The following is an 18,777-nucleotide window of genomic DNA, read 5'->3' as shown; positions in this document are numbered from 1 at the left end:
TTCCTTATCGGGGACGATGATCTCAGGGACCCTTGAAACGCGCGGCGGCAGCCGCATCTGATGGGTAGTGCCGGCGTGGCCGGCTTCTCTGATCGAGGATTCGACATGCGGATGGACAAGCTCACCTCGCGTTTCCAGCAGGCGCTGGCCGACGCGCAGTCGCTGGCCGTGGGCCGCGACAATTCCATCGTCGAACCGGTGCACGTGTTCAGTGCCCTGTTCGACCAGCCCGGCGGCAGTACCCGGCCGCTGCTTTCGCAGGCAGGCGTCAACGTGACCGTGCTGCGTGAGCGCTTGGACGAGGCATTGGCGGCGCTGCCGAAGGTATCCGGGCAGGCCGGCAACCTGTCCATCGGCAATGACCTGAACCGCCTGCTCAACCACACCGACAAGCTGGCCCAGCAGCACGGCGATGCCTTCATCGCCAGCGAGTGGTTCGTGCTTGCGGCGCTGGAAGACGGCGGCAGCCTGGGCATGGCGCTGCGTGCGGCCGGTGCGGACAAGGCACGGCTGCAGGTCGCCATCGACAAGCTGCGTGGTGGCGAGAAAGTGCAGTCCGAGAGCGCCGAGGAACAGCGCCAGGCGCTGGAGAAGTACACCATCGACCTGACCGCGCGCGCCGAGAGCGGCAAGTTGGATCCGGTGATCGGCCGCGACGAGGAGATCCGCCGGACCATCCAGGTGCTGCAACGACGCACCAAGAACAACCCGGTGCTGATCGGCGAGCCCGGCGTGGGCAAGACCGCGATCGTCGAAGGCCTGGCCCAGCGCATCATCAACGACGAAGTGCCCGAAGGCCTGCGTGGCAAGCGCGTGCTGTCGCTGGACATGGGCGCGCTGATCGCCGGCGCGAAGTTCCGCGGCGAGTTCGAAGAACGGCTGAAGGGCGTGCTCAACGACCTGGCCAAGAACGAAGGACAGGTCATCCTGTTCATCGACGAGCTGCACACCATGGTCGGTGCCGGCAAGGCCGACGGCGCGATGGATGCAGGCAACATGCTCAAGCCGGCGCTTGCACGTGGCGAGCTGCATTGTGTGGGTGCCACCACGCTGGACGAGTACCGCAAGTACATCGAAAAGGACGCCGCGCTGGAGCGTCGTTTCCAGAAGGTGCTGGTCGGCGAGCCCACGGTGGAGGACACCATCGCCATCCTGCGCGGGCTGAAGGAAAAGTATGCCGTGCACCATGGCGTGGAAATCACCGATCCGGCGATCGTGGCCGCCGCCACCTTGTCGCATCGCTACATCAGCGACCGGCAGCTGCCAGACAAGGCCATCGACCTGATGGACGAAGCCGCCTCGCGCATCCGCATGGAGATCGATTCCAAGCCGGAAGAACTGGACAGGCTGGAGCGCCGTCTGATCCAGCTGAAGATCCAGCGCGAGATGCTGAAGAAAGAGAAGGATGAGGCATCGCGACAGCGTCTGGCGGACCTGGAGAACGATATCGATGCGCTGGAACGCGAGTTCTCCGATCTCAACGAAATCTGGAAGTCCGAGAAGGCCGCATTGCAGGGCGCAACGAAGATCAAGGAACAGATCGAGCAGGCGAAGCTGGAGCTGGAGTCGGCCCAGCGCCGGCAGGATTTCGGCCGCATGAGCGAGATCCAGTATGGCCAGTTGCCGCAGCTGGAGAAACAGCTGGCGGTCGCGCAGGAAGCGGAGAACACCGAGTTCAAGCTGGTGCAGGACCGGGTAACCGCCGAGGAGATCGCCGAAGTGGTGTCGCGCTGGACCGGTATTCCGGTGAACCGGATGCTGGAAGGCGAACGCGAGAAGCTGCTGCGCATGGAAGACGAACTGCATCGGCGTGTAGTGGGGCAGGAAGAGGCCATCAAGGTCGTGTCCGATGCGGTGCGGCGCTCGCGTGCGGGTCTGTCCGATCCTGACCGACCGAGTGGCTCGTTCCTGTTCCTGGGCCCCACCGGCGTGGGCAAGACCGAGCTGTGCAAGGCCCTTGCCGAATTCCTGTTCGACAGCACCGATGCGATGATCCGCATCGACATGAGCGAGTTCATGGAGAAGCACAGCGTGGCGCGGCTGGTCGGGGCGCCCCCGGGCTATGTCGGCTATGAAGAAGGCGGCTATCTGACCGAAGCGGTGCGTCGTCGCCCGTACTCGATCATCCTGCTCGACGAGGTCGAGAAGGCGCACCCGGATGTGTTCAACATCCTGCTGCAGGTGCTCGATGATGGTCGCCTGACGGACGGGCAGGGACGTACGGTCGACTTCCGCAATACGGTCATCGTGATGACCTCCAACCTGGGTTCGCACCAGATCCAGGACATGAGCGGGGATGATTCGCCGGAGGCCTATACCCAGATGAAGGCCGCCGTGATGGGCGTGGTGCAGGCGCATTTCCGCCCGGAGTTCATCAACCGGCTGGACGACATCGTGGTGTTCCACCCGCTGGACAAGCAGCAGATCAAGCAGATCGCGCGCATCCAGATGCGTGGCCTGGAATCGCGGCTGGCCGAGCGCGGCTTGAAGCTGCAGGTCAGCGATGGCGCCTTCGAGATGCTGGGCAGCGTGGGCTTCGACCCGATCTACGGCGCACGTCCGCTCAAGCGCGCGATCCAGGCGCAACTGGAGAACCCGCTGGCGCAGAAAATCCTGTCCGGCGAGTTCAGTAATGGCGACACCATCGCGGTGGAGGCAGGCAGCGGGCAGCTGCTGTTCCACAAGGGCTGAGCTGCAGCGGTGACGGCGCCGGGCGTTGCCCGGCGCCCGTGGTTACAGGAAATGCACCTGGTCTGACGGCGGCCGCGCCATCGGCGAGCCTGGGGTGCAGTTGAAGGCGAGTGCGAACTGCGGAAGGTTCGACGCCGCGCCGTCGGCGCGCACGCTGCCAGGGGCGTGGTTGTTGGTCGCACGCTCCAGTTCAGCGCGTTCCGGGGTGCTGATCATGCGCCAGGTCAGCGCATTGTTGGCGAAGAAGCGCTGTTCCCGCGTCATGCCGTCGATCATCGGGTCGGGTCTGCCCGCGCTTGCCGTCTGCATGGCCTGCAGTGCAATGGCCAGTCCGCCAAGGTCAGCCAGGTTCTCGTCCAGCGTCAGCTCGCTGTCGATCGCGCGGCCTGCATCGAGGTAATGCGCGAACTGCTCGCGAAGTTGCGTGGAAAGCGCATCGAACTGCTGGCGGCTATGCGATGACAACCAGTCTACGTCCTTGCCATGTGCATCGAACAGGGTGCCCATATTGTCGTAGCCGTGGGCCATTTCGTGTCCGATGACCACGCCGATGCCACCGTAGTTCAGTGCGTCGTCGGACGCAGGGTCGAACAACGGTGGCTGCAGCATTGCAGCGGGAATCACGATGCGGTTCAGCGAGGGGTCCTGATACGCATCCACGGTCTGCGGGGTGAGCTTCCAGTGCATGGTATCCACCGGTTTGCCCAGCAGGGCGACATTGCGACGCTGCGCATGGGCACGGACCGCCTGCACGTTGCCCAGGAAGCTGCGGCGGTCCGTACCCACCTCGCCCCAGCGAGGCCACTGCTGCGGATGGCCGACATCGATGTGCAGCGTTTCTACTTTCTCTAGTGCCTGGCGGCGGCTGCTTTCGTCCATCCACTCGCACTGTCGCAGGCGGGCTCCCAGCGCGGTGATGAGCTGGCGCGTCATCGCCTGCATGCTGCGCTGGGTCTGCGCCGAAAAGGCAACCTGCGCATAGGCGGGGCCCAACATGTCGCCGGCTTCCTCCTGAATGATGCCCATGACCCGTGCGAAGCGCGGCACCGGTGACTGCCGACCCTTCAGCACCCCGCCATGGAAGGCATCGTGGGTATCCACGAACACGCTGGACAAGCAGGGCGCCGCGGTATCGGTGGCATGGAACCGCAGGTACGCTTTCCAGGTTTCCAGTGGTCTGCTTGCCAGCAACGTGTCCAGACACTGGAAGAAGGCCGGCATGCCGAGCGAGAAGGTCTCTGGCGTCGCCACTCCCTGCATCGGGAAGAACGTGCGCCAGTCCAGGTGCGGTGTGCGCTGCTGCGCCTGCGTGGGTGACAGCGGGTTGTAGAAATGGGAGACCTCGTTCGCCAGGACCACGAAGGAGACGGAGGCGGCGGCCAGTTCGCGCTCAAGCGCCAGGATGTCTGCTGCCAGCCGGGTCGCATCATCGGCGCCCACGCCGGACAGCGCCAGCATGCGTGCGATATGCGCTTGGTAAGCGTCGACCAATGCCTGTTTGCCCGGGTCGTCGTACCACGCGCTGTCGGGAAGCCCGAGTCCGGATTGCGCGAGGTAGGCCATGTTGGCGCTGGGATCGAGTTGGTCGGGCAGTACGCTGAGGGTAAACAGCGGGTTCGCACCGCGTGCTGTTGCAGCGAACAGCCATGCTGTCAGGGCGGGAAGGTCGTCCAGCGCAGCGATCGCATCCAGCGTAGGCTGCAGCGGCGCGCTTGCGGCCACTTCGATGCCTGCCTCATTCATGCCGGTCGCCCAGAGGTCGCCGACCACGCGCGCAGGAACGTCGGGATGCGGATCGTCTGCCATCTGCTCGGCCAGCTGCTGGCTGAGCAGCAGCGCGTTGCTGCGCAGATGATCGAACGTACCCATCTGGGTGCGGCTGCGCTGCAGCAGGCTGTCGGCTTTCCAGTGCCCGTTGACGTGCGCGTCCAATGACGTGCACGGCGACACGGTGGAATCGAGCTCGCTGGCGTTGAAGCGGAGCTCCGGCAGCAGGCGCTGTGGATCGGGTACGTAGCGTGTGGCCGGCTGCGCTTGCTGTGGGGGCGACGGCGTTTCGGGCAACGTCGGGCGTGAATGCATCAGGTGCCCCATGGCCGTGACCGCAGCCCACAGCGTGGTGACAGTGGCAGCGCTGACCAGGGCGGTCCCACAGTGCCTCGGATTGCGTACGCAGGTGGCCAACGCGGTGTTGGACGCGGGGTTGATGAGGGTGGACGGCGCGGCAGCCAACAGCGGATTGGTGGCTGTGGGCACTGACGCATCCGCGGAATGCGGACTCATCTCGATGCTGGTCTGCATTGCCTGTGCGCCCGGCGGCCAGTCGGATCCGGCGGTCTGCGGTGAACGGTATGACTGCATGCGGGGAGGCGCAGCGGGGTGCTGGCCTGGTGCCCGGAGCGCCACACTCAGCAGCAGCAGGGTGCACAGCTGGTTGCGAACGTCGTTCAACTTCAACTGGCGCGGTTGCACGCCGAACTTTTGCTGGCGCGCAGCGAGACGCGACGGCGCGGCGGCGCCATGATGTGTGCGCAGGTAACGGCCCTGCTGGGTGCGGGATTGGGCTGCAGAGATGGGCATGGGCGGGCTCAGTTTTCCAGTGGCGCGGCGGTGCCGGCAGCGCCATCGGCCGGCCACTGCAGGCTGCGTACAGCACCCACCAGCGCATCGGCGAAGCTTGCCCCCATGGCGGGGCTCACGCGATGCAGCTTGTCGCGGGGTCCATGGATGAGGACCGTCGGCGCGGTCGGATGGCTTGCGCGAAGGCGCATGAAGTCATGGTGGGCGGCGTCTACAGCCTGATAGCGGTCCTGCAGCGCGCGTGCCTGGTCGGCAGGCAGCCGGATGCGGCCATCGCGCTGAGCCTTCCAGCTGTCCCAGTCCATTTCGCCATCCAGCTGCTGCCAGGCCCTGCGTGCATTTTCCAGTTGCTGCCACAGATGCGCATCGGCCGCGCTGATCTGGGTGATGCCCACGCACGGAATGGAAGCATTCTGGAAGGGGATGTTGTCCGAGGTGATCCAAGGCTTGGCCGCTGCTGGCGCGGCGGTGAACCCCTGCAGGGCAAAGTGCGCTTCCAGTTGCCGACGCGCCTCCTGTTCGGTTCGGCTGACCGCTGGCGCCTGCAGGTACATCGGGGGCTTGCCAAGATACGGGGTGCCGGCGAGGTCGTCGGTGCCGGATATCGCATAGCCATGGCCACCGCGCCCGGTCATGTCCACGTTGATCACGAACGTGGGGCAGTTGTGCTGCTGTTGGCAGGCGGTGACGTAGGCGATTGCTCCCAGGAAACCGAGTTCTTCATGGGCGGTCACCAGCAGCTCCACTTGGGTACCTGGGGGCGATGGGGCGTGTTGAAGCTGGCGCGCGATATGCAGCAGGGTGGCTACGCCGGAGGCATTGTCGTAGGCCCCTTCGGAGCCCAGCGATCGGCCGATCATGTCGCCGTGTGCGACCAGCAGCACACGTTGCGGGGGGCGCTCGGTGCTGGCCCCTGGCAGGATGACGTGCAGGTTGGTGGCTTGCGCGCCGTCGGCGATTCCCAGGTGCGCAAGGCCACGGCAAGGGAAGGGCAGCCGGTTTACCGGCCCCGCGTGACGCTCCAGCAAATCGGCGATAGCGTTCTGCCTGCGGGTATTGGCATCGATCCAGCGCTGCTGGATTTCGCCGTCGCTGCCCTCGCGGCCGCCGCCCACGCTTGCCGTCGCGCCGACGATGGCTTCCATGTCGTCCTGGAATTCCGCCGCTTCGAGTGTGTACAGGCCGGCGAGGATGTCTACCAGCTCCTGCACTGCGTTCGTTGGGTTCAAGGGGGCTGCATCGGCACCCGGCATCGGCCATGCCGCCTGCCCCTGCGTCTCTGCTGCTTGCGCGGTGCGCGCAACGATCTGCCGCAGTCTGGCCAGCGAGGGGGGCGGCACATGCTGCAGCAGTGCATTGATCATGCCAGCGCGGCACGCGCGGTCGCCGTCGCAGTCGCGCGCAATCTGCAGCAAAGCGTCTTCCAGCCGGATGGGACCGCCATCGTCGACCCGTGCCTTGGCTTCTGCGACCGCCGCCTGCAGCGCATCCTCCTGTGCAGCTTTTTGTGCGCTGGACGCCGGCCGCCGCGACGGCGGCGAATCTGAAACCGTGGTCGCGCCGGCGATACGCGCATAGGCCAGGCCGCCCACTGCGGCCATGGCACCGACGGCCATGACGCCGCCGCAGCTGCGCGGGCGTGCGACGCAGGCGGCGGCAACGCCATTGGCGATCGAGCCCAGTCGGCCGCAACCCGGCACCTGCCTGGGGCCGGCCACCGGTGCATAGCGTCCGCTGGCCTGCGCGGCCGGCAACAATGCGACCGGGGCGGCCGCTGCATCAGCAGCCCCGGGGGCGACCCGCCGGCCAGCCGCAACAGGGCCTGGCAGCCCGGTGCCAGGCCCCAGGCTGCCAAGCAGCAGGACGCCGGTGAGCAGGTTCGCTGGCCTGTTGTGCAGCTGCAGCGGAACGTGCCGGTTGCCCCACCGGGCATGCTGGAGAGACCCCCGCGACGCTGGTGCACCGCCCTGGTGGCGGTTGAGGAACGTCCCGTTGGCGTGCCGTGCGGCACTGGCCGGATCCATCTGCATCATGACCTCTCCCGTCTGCGATAGGACTGCAGCGTGGCGGCTGATGTGTCGTTGCAGGAAGGGTCAAACGCGTCTTCGGATCCGGATGCGCATTTTCTGACAGATGCCCCAACGTCGGCTGTCAGCCTGGTCCCGCGCCCGCCTGATGGCTTCTGGCTTGGTCTTCATGCTGCGCTGCCATCACCGCGCGGGCATCTTTGCGCTACGGTGGGGCTGCCTCTCCAAGGGCGTGGCAACGCAGTCCCCGGCCGATGCGGGTCGGCCGGGGACATTCCCGCAAAGGCGGCCGCCTGGGCAGCCAGGTCTCACACCACCGGGATGCTGTGCTGCTGGCCCATCGTGCGATACGGCGGTGTGGACATGATCATCTCGGCCAGCGAGTACGCCAGCTCGCGTTCGGCCATTACCGTGCCGTCCGCACCATGTTCGAGCAGGTGTCGCACTTCGGCGTCGCTGTGCGCACGCGCCAGCAGGGTCAGGCCGGGATTGATCGCGCGCAGCTTGGCCAATGCCTCACCGGCTTCCAGCGGCTGCGGAATCGCCAGCACGGCGATCTTGGCGCGGTCCGGATGCGCTTCGGCCAGCACCTTGTCTGCTGCAGCGCTGCCCCGGATGGCCGCGATGCCGGCGGCATGTGCGCTTTCCACATGTTCCTTGTTGTCATCGATGACCAGCACCGGTACGCCCTTGTCGCGCAGTACTGCGGCCAGCTCGCTGCCGACCCGGCCGTAGCCGATGACGATGGCATGGTCGTGCAGGTCACGCGAGGGGCCGTCGGCCTCTTCCGGCTCCGGTTCGGCTGGCTGCAGCGCGAGCTGGCGCGCCTGCCAGCGATCCAGCAGGCCGAACACCAGGGGGTTCAGCATGATCGATACCAGCGCGCCGGCCAGCACCAGGGACTGCCCGGTGGGCGGCAGGATCTGCAGTGCAACGCCCAGGCCGGCGATGATGAAGGCGAACTCGCCGATCTGCGCCAGACTGGCCGAGATGGTCAGCGCGGTACTGGTCGGGTGGCCGAACGCGCGCACGATGAAGAACGCGGCGGCGGATTTGCCGAACATGATGATCAACACCGTCGCCAGCACCTGCCACGGGTGCTCGACGATGATCATCGGGTTGAACAGCATGCCGACCGAGACGAAGAACAGCACGGCGAACGCATCGCGTAGCGGCAGTGAATCGGTAGCGGCCTTGTGGCTGAGCTCGGATTCGTTCAACAGCATGCCGGCGAAGAAAGCGCCCAGCGCGAAGGACACGCCGAACAGCATCGCCGAGCCGAACGCCACGCCCAGCGCAATGGCCAGCACGGCCAGGGTGAACAGCTCGCGCGAGCCGGTGCCGGCGATGCGTTCCAGGATCCAGGGAATGACCCGTCGGCCGACCACCAGCATCACCGCCACGAACAACCCGAGCTGCACGAAGGTCCAGCCGATGTCGGCCAGCACGCTGCCGATGCTGTGGTTCTGCTTGGCGGCATCGGGACCGAACACGCCGGCCAGCACCGGCATCATCACCAGGGCCAGCACGCAGGCCAGGTCTTCGACGATCAGCCAGCCCACTGCGATCTTGCCGCGCAGGCTTTCCAGCAGCCGGCGTTCTTCCATCGCCCGCAGCAGCACCACGGTACTGGCGGTGGCCAGCGAGAAACCGAACACGATGCCGTGGATGGCCGGCCAGCCCATCAGGCTGGCCACGCCCCAGCCGAGCAGGGTGGCGACCAGGATCTGGCCGATCGCCCCGGGGATGGCGATGGCCTTCACCGCCATCAGGTCCTTCAGCGAAAAATGCAGGCCGACGCCGAACATCAGCAGCATCACGCCCAGTTCGGCCAGCTGGTTGGCCAGCGCCTGGTCGGCGACGAAGCCGGGAGTGAATGGACCTACGCAGATGCCAGCAACCAGATACCCGACCAACGGAGACAAGCGCAGCTTGTTGGCCAGCGCGCCGAAGATGAAGGCGAGCCCGAGGCCAACGGCAACGATGTTGATCAGGTCGGTGTCATGGTGCATCAGGTCTCGCAGGTGAATCGGGGGATGTCCCGATTTTCACCGATGGGCCCCGATACGGCAAACGCCGGGCATTGCCCGGCGTCTGTTGCAGTTCCAAGCGACCGCGCCGAGCCAGGCCCGGCGGCCCTTACCAGGTGTAGCGGATGCGGCCGTAGACGTAGGCACCGTTGAAGCCGAACGGCGAGTAGTTGCTGTACGGCAGCATGCCCCAGGTGGAGTTCTGCAGGTCCACGGTGCGGTCCGGGTATTCGTCCAGCAGGTTGTCCGCACCCAGGGTCAGGGTCCAGTTCTCGCTGGGCTTGTAGCTGGCCGAAGCATCGAGCACCCATTTCGCATCGTAGGTCTGGTCGCGGGTGGCGGTGGCCGAGTTGCGCACGGTGAAGCTGCCGTAGCGGGTGGCGGCCAGACCGAGCTCCCAATGATCCGAACGCCAGGTGCCGCTGACGATGGCCTTGTCGCGCGGGAAGCTGTCTTCGATGCGGCCGATCTCGTCACGACCGATCAGCGCCTGGGTGATGCCGAGGGCCTGGAAGGCTGCCGGCGAAGCGTCGAACTTCTGCACTTCGGTGTCGTTGTAGCTGTAGGCGGCGGTCAGTTCCAGGCTGCTGGCGCTGAACGGCACGGTGTAGCTGGCCACTGCATCGACGCCGCGGGTGCGGGTGTCCAGGCCGTTGGTGAAGTAGGAGAACGCGGTGACCTGCGGCAGGCCCAGGCCGGTCAGCAGGTCGGCCACGGCGGTGTTGCCGGTGGTGGTGATGTTGGACGACAGCGCAATGCGGTCGTCGATCTCGATCTGGTACGCATCCACGGTCAGGTACAGGCGGTCGATCGGCTGCAGCACCAGGCCGACGCTGTAGGAGGTGGAGGTTTCCGCCTTCAGCGGTGCCGAACCGAGAGCCTGTGCAGCGGCGCTGGCGGCCGGGAAGGTGCCGCGCTCGACGAAGCTGCCATTGACGATCGTGCTGGTGACCGCCTGGTAGCTCTGCTGGGCCAGCGAAGGCGCACGGAAGCCACTGGAGGCAGTGGCGCGCAGGGCGACCTTGTCAGTGAAGGCGTAGCGCGCCGACAGCTTGCCGGAGAACTTGTCGCCGAAGTCCGAGTAGTCCTCGTAGCGACCGGTGACACCGGCGGAGAACTTGTCGGTCAGGTCCGCTTCCAGCCCGGCGTACACCGCGTAGTTGTCGCGGTCCTCGTCGACGGCATTGATCGGGGTGAAGCCGGCGAAGCCCTGCGCACCGCTGCCGGTGTAGGAGTCCGGTTCACCCGGACGCTGTTCCCAGGTCTCGCGGCGGTATTCACCACCGAAGGACAAGGTGACCGGATAGGCCAGTCCCCAGTCCAGCGACTTGGTGAAGTCGGCGTTGAAGATGTCCTGGGTGTACTTCAGCGTGCCGTCGTAGAAGGAGCTCGGACTGGTGGCGCCGAGGCTGTAATTGATGCTGTTGCGGGTGTGGAAATCGAGCGTGTTCTCGCCGTGGTTGCCGCTCAGGTCCCAGGTCCAGCCACTTTCCGTGCTGCCCTTGACGCCGGCCACGACCGAACGGTCCTTGGAGTACTGGTTGATCTGCGGCACGTAGCCGTCCGGGTAGACCTGGGCCAGCAAGGCGGTCTGGCCGCTGTGGTTGGGCGAGCGGTAGAACGCGAAGGAGGTGATGTCGCGGTTGCTGAGCAGTGCGTTGGCGTAACCGGTGACGTTGTCGCTGAAGGCGAAACTGGCGTTGGCAGAGACCGCCGATGCATCTACCTGCGGATCGCCGACCACGAAGGTCTTTTCGCCGATGTCGGGGAAGTTGCCGGTATTCGGAGTCGTGCCCAGGTAGGGGCCGGCGCGGTTGCTTTCGTCCTGCTGGCTGTACTGGCCCGCCAGGTGGACCTGGCCGCGGCCGTCGCCGAAGGTGAAACCGGCGTCGCCGGAGAGCTGGTTCTTGTTGCCGTCGCCGGCCGCGTACTGGCCGTGGTCGATGGCCAGGCTGCCACCGCTGCCGCTGCCCTTGAGCACGATGTTGATGACACCGGCGATGGCGTCCGAACCGTACTGGGCCGAAGCACCGTCGCGCAGCACTTCCACGCGTTCAATGGCGCCGATCGGGATGGCGTTGATGTCCACCGCCGAGGAGCCACGGCCGATGCTGCCGTTGACGTTGATCATCGCCGAGGTGTGGCGGCGCTTGCCGTCCACCAGCACCAGCACCTGGTCCGGGGACAGCCCACGCAGCTGCGCCGGGCGGATGCCGCTGGTGCCGTCAGTGAGCGCCGGCCGCGGGAAGTTCAGCGAGGGCAGGGCGCGCGAGAGCGCGGTGGCCAGTTCGGAGGTGCCGGTGGACTGCAGCGCCTCGGGGGTGATGATGTCGATCGGCGACTGCGACTCGGCGACCGTACGGTCGGCCACGCGGGTGCCGGTGACGATCACCGTGTCGAGCGTATTGGCGGTCTGTGCGGCGGCGGAGAAAGCGGACGCGCCGAGCACCAGGGCGACGGCGGCGGCGAGTTGGCTGGTCTTGCGGGTCATCAGGACGTGGCTCCGGTTGGGGGAGGCACCGGGGCGACATCTCGGGGAGCGGGACGGCGTTGTTGCGGTGCGCAATACAGCAATTAACGACAATTTAATCCGCTGTCAAATGACGGTGACGTCAAAAAATCGTTGCAGAAGCAACGATTTAGCCGCAAGGACAGCGTCGAGGGGAGGGGCCCGGAAGAGCGCTGGCCGACCTCCGTGGGAGAGAGAGGAACGACCGGGGCGCGCTGCCGGGATACGTCAAGTATTCGTTAACGTTAGAATTGCGTCGCAGGAAAGGTGCTCACCAGCACATTCCATTCCGTTATATGGACCCCCCCGATGATCTCCCTCCGTAATTTCGCCTTGCGCCGCGGCGAGCGGCTGCTGTTGTCCAACGTCGACCTGACCCTGCATGCCGGTTACCGGGTGGGCGTGGTTGGCCGCAACGGTGCCGGCAAGTCCAGTCTGTTCGCCGCCGTGCAGGGCGAACTGGAAGCCGACAAGGGTGATGTTGACCTGCCCGGCAAGGTGCGTATTGCCAGCGTGGCCCAGGAAACGCCCTCACTGCCAGACCCGGCGTTGAGCTTCGTGCTGGGCGGCGACGTGGTGGTGGCCGCAGTGCTGGCCGAAGAAGCCGCCGCGACCGCCTGCGAGGACTGGGAAGCGGTGGCCGAGGCGCATACGAAGATGGCCGAAGTCGGTGCCTACGATGCCGAAGCGCGCGCCGGCAAGCTGCTGCATGGCCTGGGTTTCCCGGCTGATACGCATCACCGTGCGGTGTCCTCGTTCTCCGGCGGCTGGCGCGTGCGCCTGAACCTGGCTCGCGCGCTGATGATGCCCAGCGACCTGCTGCTGCTCGATGAGCCGACCAACCACCTGGACCTGGATGCGGTGTACTGGCTGGAACAGTGGCTCCTGAAGTATCCCGGCACGCTGCTGCTGATCTCGCATGACCGCGAGTTCCTGGACAACGTGGCGACCCACACGCTGCACCTGCATAACGGCGGCGCCAAGCTGTACACCGGCGGCTACACCGACTTCGAGCGCCAGCGTTCGGAGCAGCTGCGCCAGCAGCAGATCGCGCACGAAAAGGAACAGAACGAACGCGCCCACCTGCAGAGCTTCATCGACCGCTTCAAGGCCACCGCATCGAAGGCAGCGCAGGCGCAGAGCCGCATGAAGCGGCTGGCGAAGATGGCCGGTACGGAAGCTGTGCGGGCCGAGCGTGAGTTCCGCATCGAGTTCTCGCCGCCGGCCAAGCTGCCGTTCTCGCTGATCCGCCTGAACCATGTCGAGGCCGGTTACGGCGCCGATTCGGTGATCCTGCACAACGTCGGCTTCGGCCTGGAAGCGGGCCAGCGCATCGGCCTGCTGGGCCCGAACGGCGCCGGCAAGACGACCCTGGTGAAGACCCTGGTTGGCGAGCTGGATCCGATCAGCGGTGATCGTGCCGCGCATCCGGACCTGAAGATCGGTTACTTCGCCCAGCATACCGTGGAGTCCCTGCACGAAGGCCAGTCGCCGATGGAGCACTTCCGCGACATCGCCCCGGACGCGCCGAACCAGTCGTTCCGCGATTTCCTCGGCAAGTGGAATTTCGCCGGTGACCGCGCGTTCGAGTCGGTGGATGGCTTCTCCGGTGGCGAACGCGCACGGCTGGCGCTGGCGTTGATCGCCTACCAGCAGCCGAACGTGCTGCTGCTCGATGAGCCGACCAACCACCTTGACCTGGAAATGCGTGAGGCGCTGGCCGAAGCGCTGAGTGATTTCGAGGGCGCGATCGTGATGGTGTCGCATGACCGGCATCTGATCGGGCTGGTCTGCGACACGTTCTGGCGCGTGGCCGATGGCGTGGTGGAACCGTTCGACGGCGACCTGGATGAGTACGCGGCGTGGCTGCGTACGCGACCGCAGGCGCAGGGCACCAAGGCCAAGCTGGCCGAGGCCGTTGCACCGGTGGCGGTGAAGACCGAGCCGGTGGTGCAGGTGGTGCAGAAGAAGGCGCCGAACCCGCACAAGCTGGCCGCTGCGGAGGGCAAGGTGGCCGAGCTGGAAGCCAGCGTGGCTGAACTGGACCGGCAGCTGGCCGATCCGTCCAACTACGCCGATGCCACGCGCATGGCGGTGCTGGGGCGCGAGCGCGAAGCGACCGCAGCGCTGCTGGAGAAGGCCGAAGCGGCCTGGATGGCGCTGTTGGAAGGTTGATCGTCGTTGCGCGTGCGGACCAAGGTCCGCACCTACAGACGCGCCGGGCCTGGCAGGTGCGGACCGTGGTCCGCACGCACGAAGCGCCGGTCTTGGTAGGTGCGGACCTTGGTCCTCACGCATGAAGCGCCGGGCCTGGCAGGTGCGGACCGTGGTCCGCACGCGTGAAGCGCCGGGCTTGGTAGGTGCGGACCGTGGTCCGCACGCATGAAGCGCCGGTCTTGGTAGGTGCGGACCTTGGTCCGCACGCACGAAGCGCCGGTCTTGGTAGGTGCGGACCGTGGTCCGCACGCGTGAAGCGCCGGTCTTGGCAGGTGCGGACCTTGGTCCGCACGCATGAAGCGCCGGTCTTGCCAGGTGCGGACCGTGGTCCGCACGCACGAAGCGCCGGTCTTGGTAGGTGCGGACCTTGGTCCGCACGAACGTGCGTCAGGCCGCGCCTCGCAACCACGCGGCGAACCGCCGCGCGGGCTCGCGTTCGCTGCGTGAACGCAGCCGTGTCAGCCAGTAGCTGCCCAGCTCGACAGTCTGCGCGAACGGTTGCTGCAACCGGCCCTCGGCCAGTTCCTGTTCGAACATGCACAGCGGCAGCAGCGCGATGCCGGCGCCGCTGGTCGCGGCGGCAGCCAGGGTCAACGAGGAGTCGAAAACCGGCCCGCGCGCTTCCACCCCCGTGATGCCTGCGGCCTGCAGCCAGCGCGGCCATTCATCAGCGCGGTAGGAACGCAGCAGCGGCAGGCCGGCGAGGTCGGCGGGCACGCGCAGGCGGCGCGCCAGGCCCGGTGCGCACAATGGCGCGAATGGCGCGGGCAGCACGCGCGTGCAGACCTGCCCCTGCCAGTCGCCCTCGCCGAAGCGGATGGCCAGGTCCAGGCCCTCGCCAGCCAGGTCGATGCGGTTGTTGTGGGTCTGCAGGCGCAGCTCGATGTCTGGATGGGCGGCTTGGAAATCGGCAAGCCGCGGCAACAGCCAGCCGGTGGCGAAGGTGCCGACCACGCCCAGCGTCAGGACTTCTTTCTCGCCACTGCCGGTGAAGCGGGCCAGCGCCAGGCTGATCCGCTGGAAGGCCTCGTTCATCACCGGATACAGCGCCGCGCCCTCATCGGTGAGCGCCACGCCACGGGGCAGTCGATGGAACAGGCGAACGCCCAGCCGGTCTTCCAGGCCGCGGATCTGATGGCTGAGCGCGGCTTGGCTCACGCACAGTTCCAGCGCGGCGCGGGTCAGGTTCTGGTGGCGCGCGGCGGCCTCGAAGGCGCGCAGGGCGTTGAGCGGAAGCGAAGGCGACAACATGCGATGCCGTGTTGAGCTGGATTGATGGCGGATGGTAGCGTGCTGCGGGCAGCTGGTCGCGGGGCACGGATCCTGAGCGTCCAGCCATGAGAATTTCATGGGGCTTACCCTGAAAGGTCGCGCTGGTCGGTAGGTCTGCCGGCGACCACCATGGGGCCTCACCGTCTGGAGAACGCCCATGCTGTCGCGCCGCCATTTCCTGCAGACCAGTGCCCTCGCGCTGGCGTCATCACTCGCCGTTCCCGGCCTGGCACGCAGCGCGCCCGGCCCGGCTGTGGCCACCATCGCCGCGGCTGCGGACTTCGCCGCGCTGGAAAAAGCCAGCGGCGGGCGCCTCGGGGTGACCCTGCTGGACACCCGCACCGGCAAGCGGGTGGGGCACCGCCAGGACGAACGCTTCCCGATGTGCAGCACGATCAAGTGGATGCTCGCGGCCGCCGCGCTGCACCGCGCCGAGCGGCAGCCGGGCTTCCTCGACGAGCGGCTGCCGATGCGCGCGGAGGACCTGCTGGACCACGCCCCGACCACCCGCCGGCACGTGGGCAAGGACCTGAGCGTGCGCGACCTGTGCCGCACCACGATGGTGACCAGCGACAATCCGGCGGCGAACCTGCTGCTGCGCCACCTGGGCGGGCCGCCGGCGCTGACGGCCTTCATGCGTTCCCACGGTGATGCGGTGACCCGCAGTGACCGGTACGAGCCGGAACTCAACCGGTTCACGCTGGGCGACCCGCGCGACACCACCAGTCCCGCCGCCAGCGCGGCCAGCATGCAGCGGTTCGTGCTCGGTGATGCGCTGCGGCCGGCATCGCGGCAGCAGCTGGCGGACTGGCTGATCGACAACGAGACCGGCGAGGCGACGCTGCGGGCCGGGCTGGGCGAGCGATGGCGGGTCGGTGACAAGACCGGCAGCAACGGCAAGGACACGCGCAACGACATCGGCGTGCTGTGGCCGCTGGGCGGTGGCACCGCGTGGGTGCTCACCGCTTACCTGCAGGGCGCCAGCGTGGACAGCGGCCAGCGCGATGCGGTGCTGGCCCGGGTGGCCGCGCTGGCGGAGCGGATGATCGGCTGACCTGGGCGAGCAAGCTCGCCCGCTACGTTGTGAGGGGCGAGCAAGCTCGCCCGCTACGTTGTGAGGGGCGAGCAAGCTCGCCCGCTACGTAAGCAGTGTCGAGCTTGCTCGACACCGGGAGCTAGGCGGCCTTGCCGCTGCCTTCCACGGCTTCCAGGAACTCGCGTCCCCAGCGGTCCACGTCGTAGTACTCCACGATGCCGTGCAGCTGGCGCTGGCGCGCTTCGGCCTCTTCTTCAGGCATCAGCAGCGCCTGCATCAAGCCGGCGGCCAGATCGGCCGGATCATGCGGATTGGTCAATACCGCGCCTTTCAGCTCAGCGGCTGCACCGGCGAACTCGCTCAGCACCAGCACCCCGTTGCTGCCTTCGATGCCGTGGGTGGCGATGAACTCCTTGGCCACCAGGTTCAGGCCATCGCGCAGCGGGGTGATCCACATCACCTGCGCGGCCGCATAGTGCGCCACCACCTGCTCGAACGGCAGGGCCTTGGCGAAGAAGCGCACCGGCGTCCAGTCCAGCCGGGCGAAGCGGCCGTTGATGCGGCCCACCGCCTGTTCGATCTGGTTCTGCAGGGTGCGGTACACGGTCATTTCGCGTGCGGCCGGCACGCAGACCATCAGCAGGGTGACCTTGCCGCACTGCTCCGGATGCTGCTCCAGCACCCGTTCAAAGGCTTCCAGCTTGGCCAGCGTGCCCTTGGTATAGTCCAGCCGTTCCACCGACAGCACCAGCTTGCGCGCGCCGATTTCGCGGCGGAGCTTGAAGATGTCGTTGCGCACGTCGCTGCGCGCCAGGGTGTCGTGGATGCGGCCGAGGTCGGTGCCGACCGGATGGGCACCCAAGGCGACATCGCGATCACCCACGCGCAGGCGGGTGGTCATGGTGTCCAGCCCCACCGCGCAGCCGTAGGTAAGGAAGCGCGGGGCGCAGTTTTCCCAGGCCAGGCGCTCCACCGGTGCGGCACCGCGGACCACGTCCACGAAGTTCTCCACCTGGCGCGGGATGTGGAAGCCGATGTAATCGCACGACAGCAGGCTGCCGATGATCTCGCGGCGCCACGGCACCACGTTGAACACATCCGCCGAAGGGAAATAGGTGTGGTGGAAGAAGGCGATCTTGACGTCCGGGCGCAGCTCGCGCAGGTAGGCCGGCACCATCCACAGGTTGTAGTCGTGGATCCAGACGGTGGCACCATGCGCCGCTTCGGCCGCGGTCGCTTCGGCGAACTTGCGGTTGACCTTCAGGAACACCTGCCAGTCGTCTTCGCGGAAGCGCGCACGTTCCCAGAATACGTGCAGCATCGGCCAGAACGCTTCCTTGGAAAAACGCTTGTAGAAGATGTCCACTTCCTGCCGGCTCAGGGGGACGCGGGTGGCGCGCAGGGTGGGGTATTGCGCCTGGTCCACCTGCACGTGGCGCTGGAACGGCCGGTGCTTGGGATCATCGATGCCCCAGGCGATCCAGCTGCCTTTCTGCCCGCCCTTGAAGAAGCTCAACAGCGAGGGAATGATGCCGTTCGGCGAGCGCGGCGGACGCTGCACCAGCTTGCCGTCCTCGATCGCTTCATCGAAGGGCAGGCGATGGTAGACCATCAGCAGCTGGGCGCCGTCGTGCGATACCGGCGCGGGTGCGGCCAGGTGGGGATCGCGGGCGTCGAGCAGCTTGAAATGGGTGATTGCTTCGAGGATGCCGCCGCAGCCGGGCGCCTGCGCGTGCAGGGTGCGCTGTTGCCCGGCGGTAGCCTCCAGCAGTGCCTGTTCGGACTGGCCCACACACACGCCGCGGAAGCCGGCGACGTACATGGAAAGGTCGTTGAGGGTGTCACCGGCGACCAGGATGCGCTCTACCGGCAGCCCCAGCGTGCGCGCCAGCGCGGCCAGCGTGCGTCCCTTGTCGGTACCCGGCGGCAGGATGTCGAGATAACGGTCGGCCGAATACAGCACATCGCAGCCCAGCGAGCGTGCGGTCTGTTCGATCTGCGCGCGCAGCGGTGCGAGCGTCTTCGGATCGCAGAAGTACGAGCAGCGGCGTTCCTGTGGCACGTCCTGGCGCTGCAGCGCGGTGTAGGGGCGCATTGCGGCAGCCACCACGTGCTCGCCGGGCCAGTGCGCTTCGATCATCGACTGAAGCGGCTGCAGGGGTTGCAGGGTGTGGCCATCGACCACGGTGGCACCGACATCGCAGACGATGTAGTCCGGGCGCGGGATCGAGGGATCGGACAGCAGGGGCATCACGGCTTCCAGGCCGCGGCCGGTGATGAAAATGAGCTGGATCCCGGGATGCTGGTCGATCAGCCGGTACAGGCGGTGGCGCTGTTCGGCGCTGCCTGCCAGGAAGGTGCCATCCAGGTCGGTGGCCAATATCAGTTGCGGCGGTGCTGCGGTTTCAACAGCGG

9 protein-coding genes are annotated in these 18,777 nt (G+C 66.8%); 3 read left to right on the top strand and 6 right to left on the bottom strand.

The window, feature by feature from the left end; genetic code table 11:
* The first annotated feature begins 105 nt into the window (after positions 1-105).
* The gene (gene clpB / locus H9654_RS09310) at positions 106-2,691 is read left to right on the top strand and encodes an ATP-dependent chaperone ClpB (protein ID WP_191770610.1); all 2,586 of its coding nucleotides are present in this window, start codon (positions 106-108) and stop codon (positions 2,689-2,691) included.
* A 42-nt stretch (positions 2,692-2,733) separates the two neighbouring features.
* On the opposite strand, the gene H9654_RS09305 is transcribed toward clpB, so the two are convergent.
* From H9654_RS09305 to H9654_RS09290, 4 genes are all read right to left on the bottom strand, one after another.
* A complete protein-coding gene (locus H9654_RS09305) occupies positions 2,734-5,271 on the bottom strand; it encodes a M13 family metallopeptidase (protein ID WP_191770609.1) in 2,538 nt (845 codons plus the stop codon).
* Between the two features lie 8 nt (positions 5,272-5,279).
* Complete coding sequence (locus H9654_RS09300) at positions 5,280-7,304, bottom strand: M28 family peptidase (RefSeq protein WP_191770608.1); 2,025 nt, start codon at positions 7,302-7,304, stop codon at positions 5,280-5,282.
* Between the two features lie 302 nt (positions 7,305-7,606).
* Positions 7,607-9,310 carry a YbaL family putative K(+) efflux transporter gene (gene ybaL / locus H9654_RS09295; protein WP_191770607.1) on the bottom strand — a complete coding sequence of 568 codons (1,704 nt, stop codon included), beginning with the start codon at positions 9,308-9,310 and terminating at the stop codon, positions 7,607-7,609.
* A gap of 127 nt (positions 9,311-9,437) precedes the next feature.
* Positions 9,438-11,819, bottom strand: a complete 2,382-nt coding sequence (locus H9654_RS09290) for a TonB-dependent receptor plug domain-containing protein (protein ID WP_191770606.1) — start codon at positions 11,817-11,819, stop codon at positions 9,438-9,440.
* Between the two features lie 327 nt (positions 11,820-12,146).
* Between H9654_RS09290 and H9654_RS09285 the strand changes: the two genes are divergently transcribed.
* Entirely contained in the window at positions 12,147-14,012 is a 1,866-nt protein-coding gene (locus H9654_RS09285) for an ABC-F family ATP-binding cassette domain-containing protein (protein ID WP_191770605.1), read from the top strand.
* A 429-nt stretch (positions 14,013-14,441) separates the two neighbouring features.
* Here the strand turns inward: H9654_RS09285 and H9654_RS09280 are convergent, their stop codons facing one another.
* Positions 14,442-15,305, bottom strand: a complete 864-nt coding sequence (locus H9654_RS09280; RefSeq protein ID WP_191770604.1) for a LysR family transcriptional regulator — start codon at positions 15,303-15,305, stop codon at positions 14,442-14,444.
* A 178-nt stretch (positions 15,306-15,483) separates the two neighbouring features.
* On the opposite strand from H9654_RS09280, the gene blaL2 reads away from it, so the two are divergent.
* Entirely contained in the window at positions 15,484-16,380 is an 897-nt protein-coding gene (gene blaL2 / locus H9654_RS09275) for a L2 family extended-spectrum class A beta-lactamase (RefSeq protein ID WP_191770603.1), read from the top strand.
* 121 nt (positions 16,381-16,501) lie between these two features.
* On the opposite strand, the gene ggpS is transcribed toward blaL2, so the two are convergent.
* Positions 16,502-18,748 carry a glucosylglycerol-phosphate synthase gene (gene ggpS, locus H9654_RS09270; RefSeq protein ID WP_191770704.1) on the bottom strand — a complete coding sequence of 749 codons (2,247 nt, stop codon included), beginning with the start codon at positions 18,746-18,748 and terminating at the stop codon, positions 16,502-16,504.
* Positions 18,749-18,777: the final 29 nt, after the last annotated feature.

Source organism: Stenotrophomonas lacuserhaii (assembly GCF_014836545.1).
GTDB lineage: Bacteria > Pseudomonadota > Gammaproteobacteria > Xanthomonadales > Xanthomonadaceae > Stenotrophomonas > Stenotrophomonas lacuserhaii.
The sequence above is the reverse complement of the archived record's forward strand: the minus strand, read 5'-3'. Positions and strand labels throughout refer to the sequence as shown.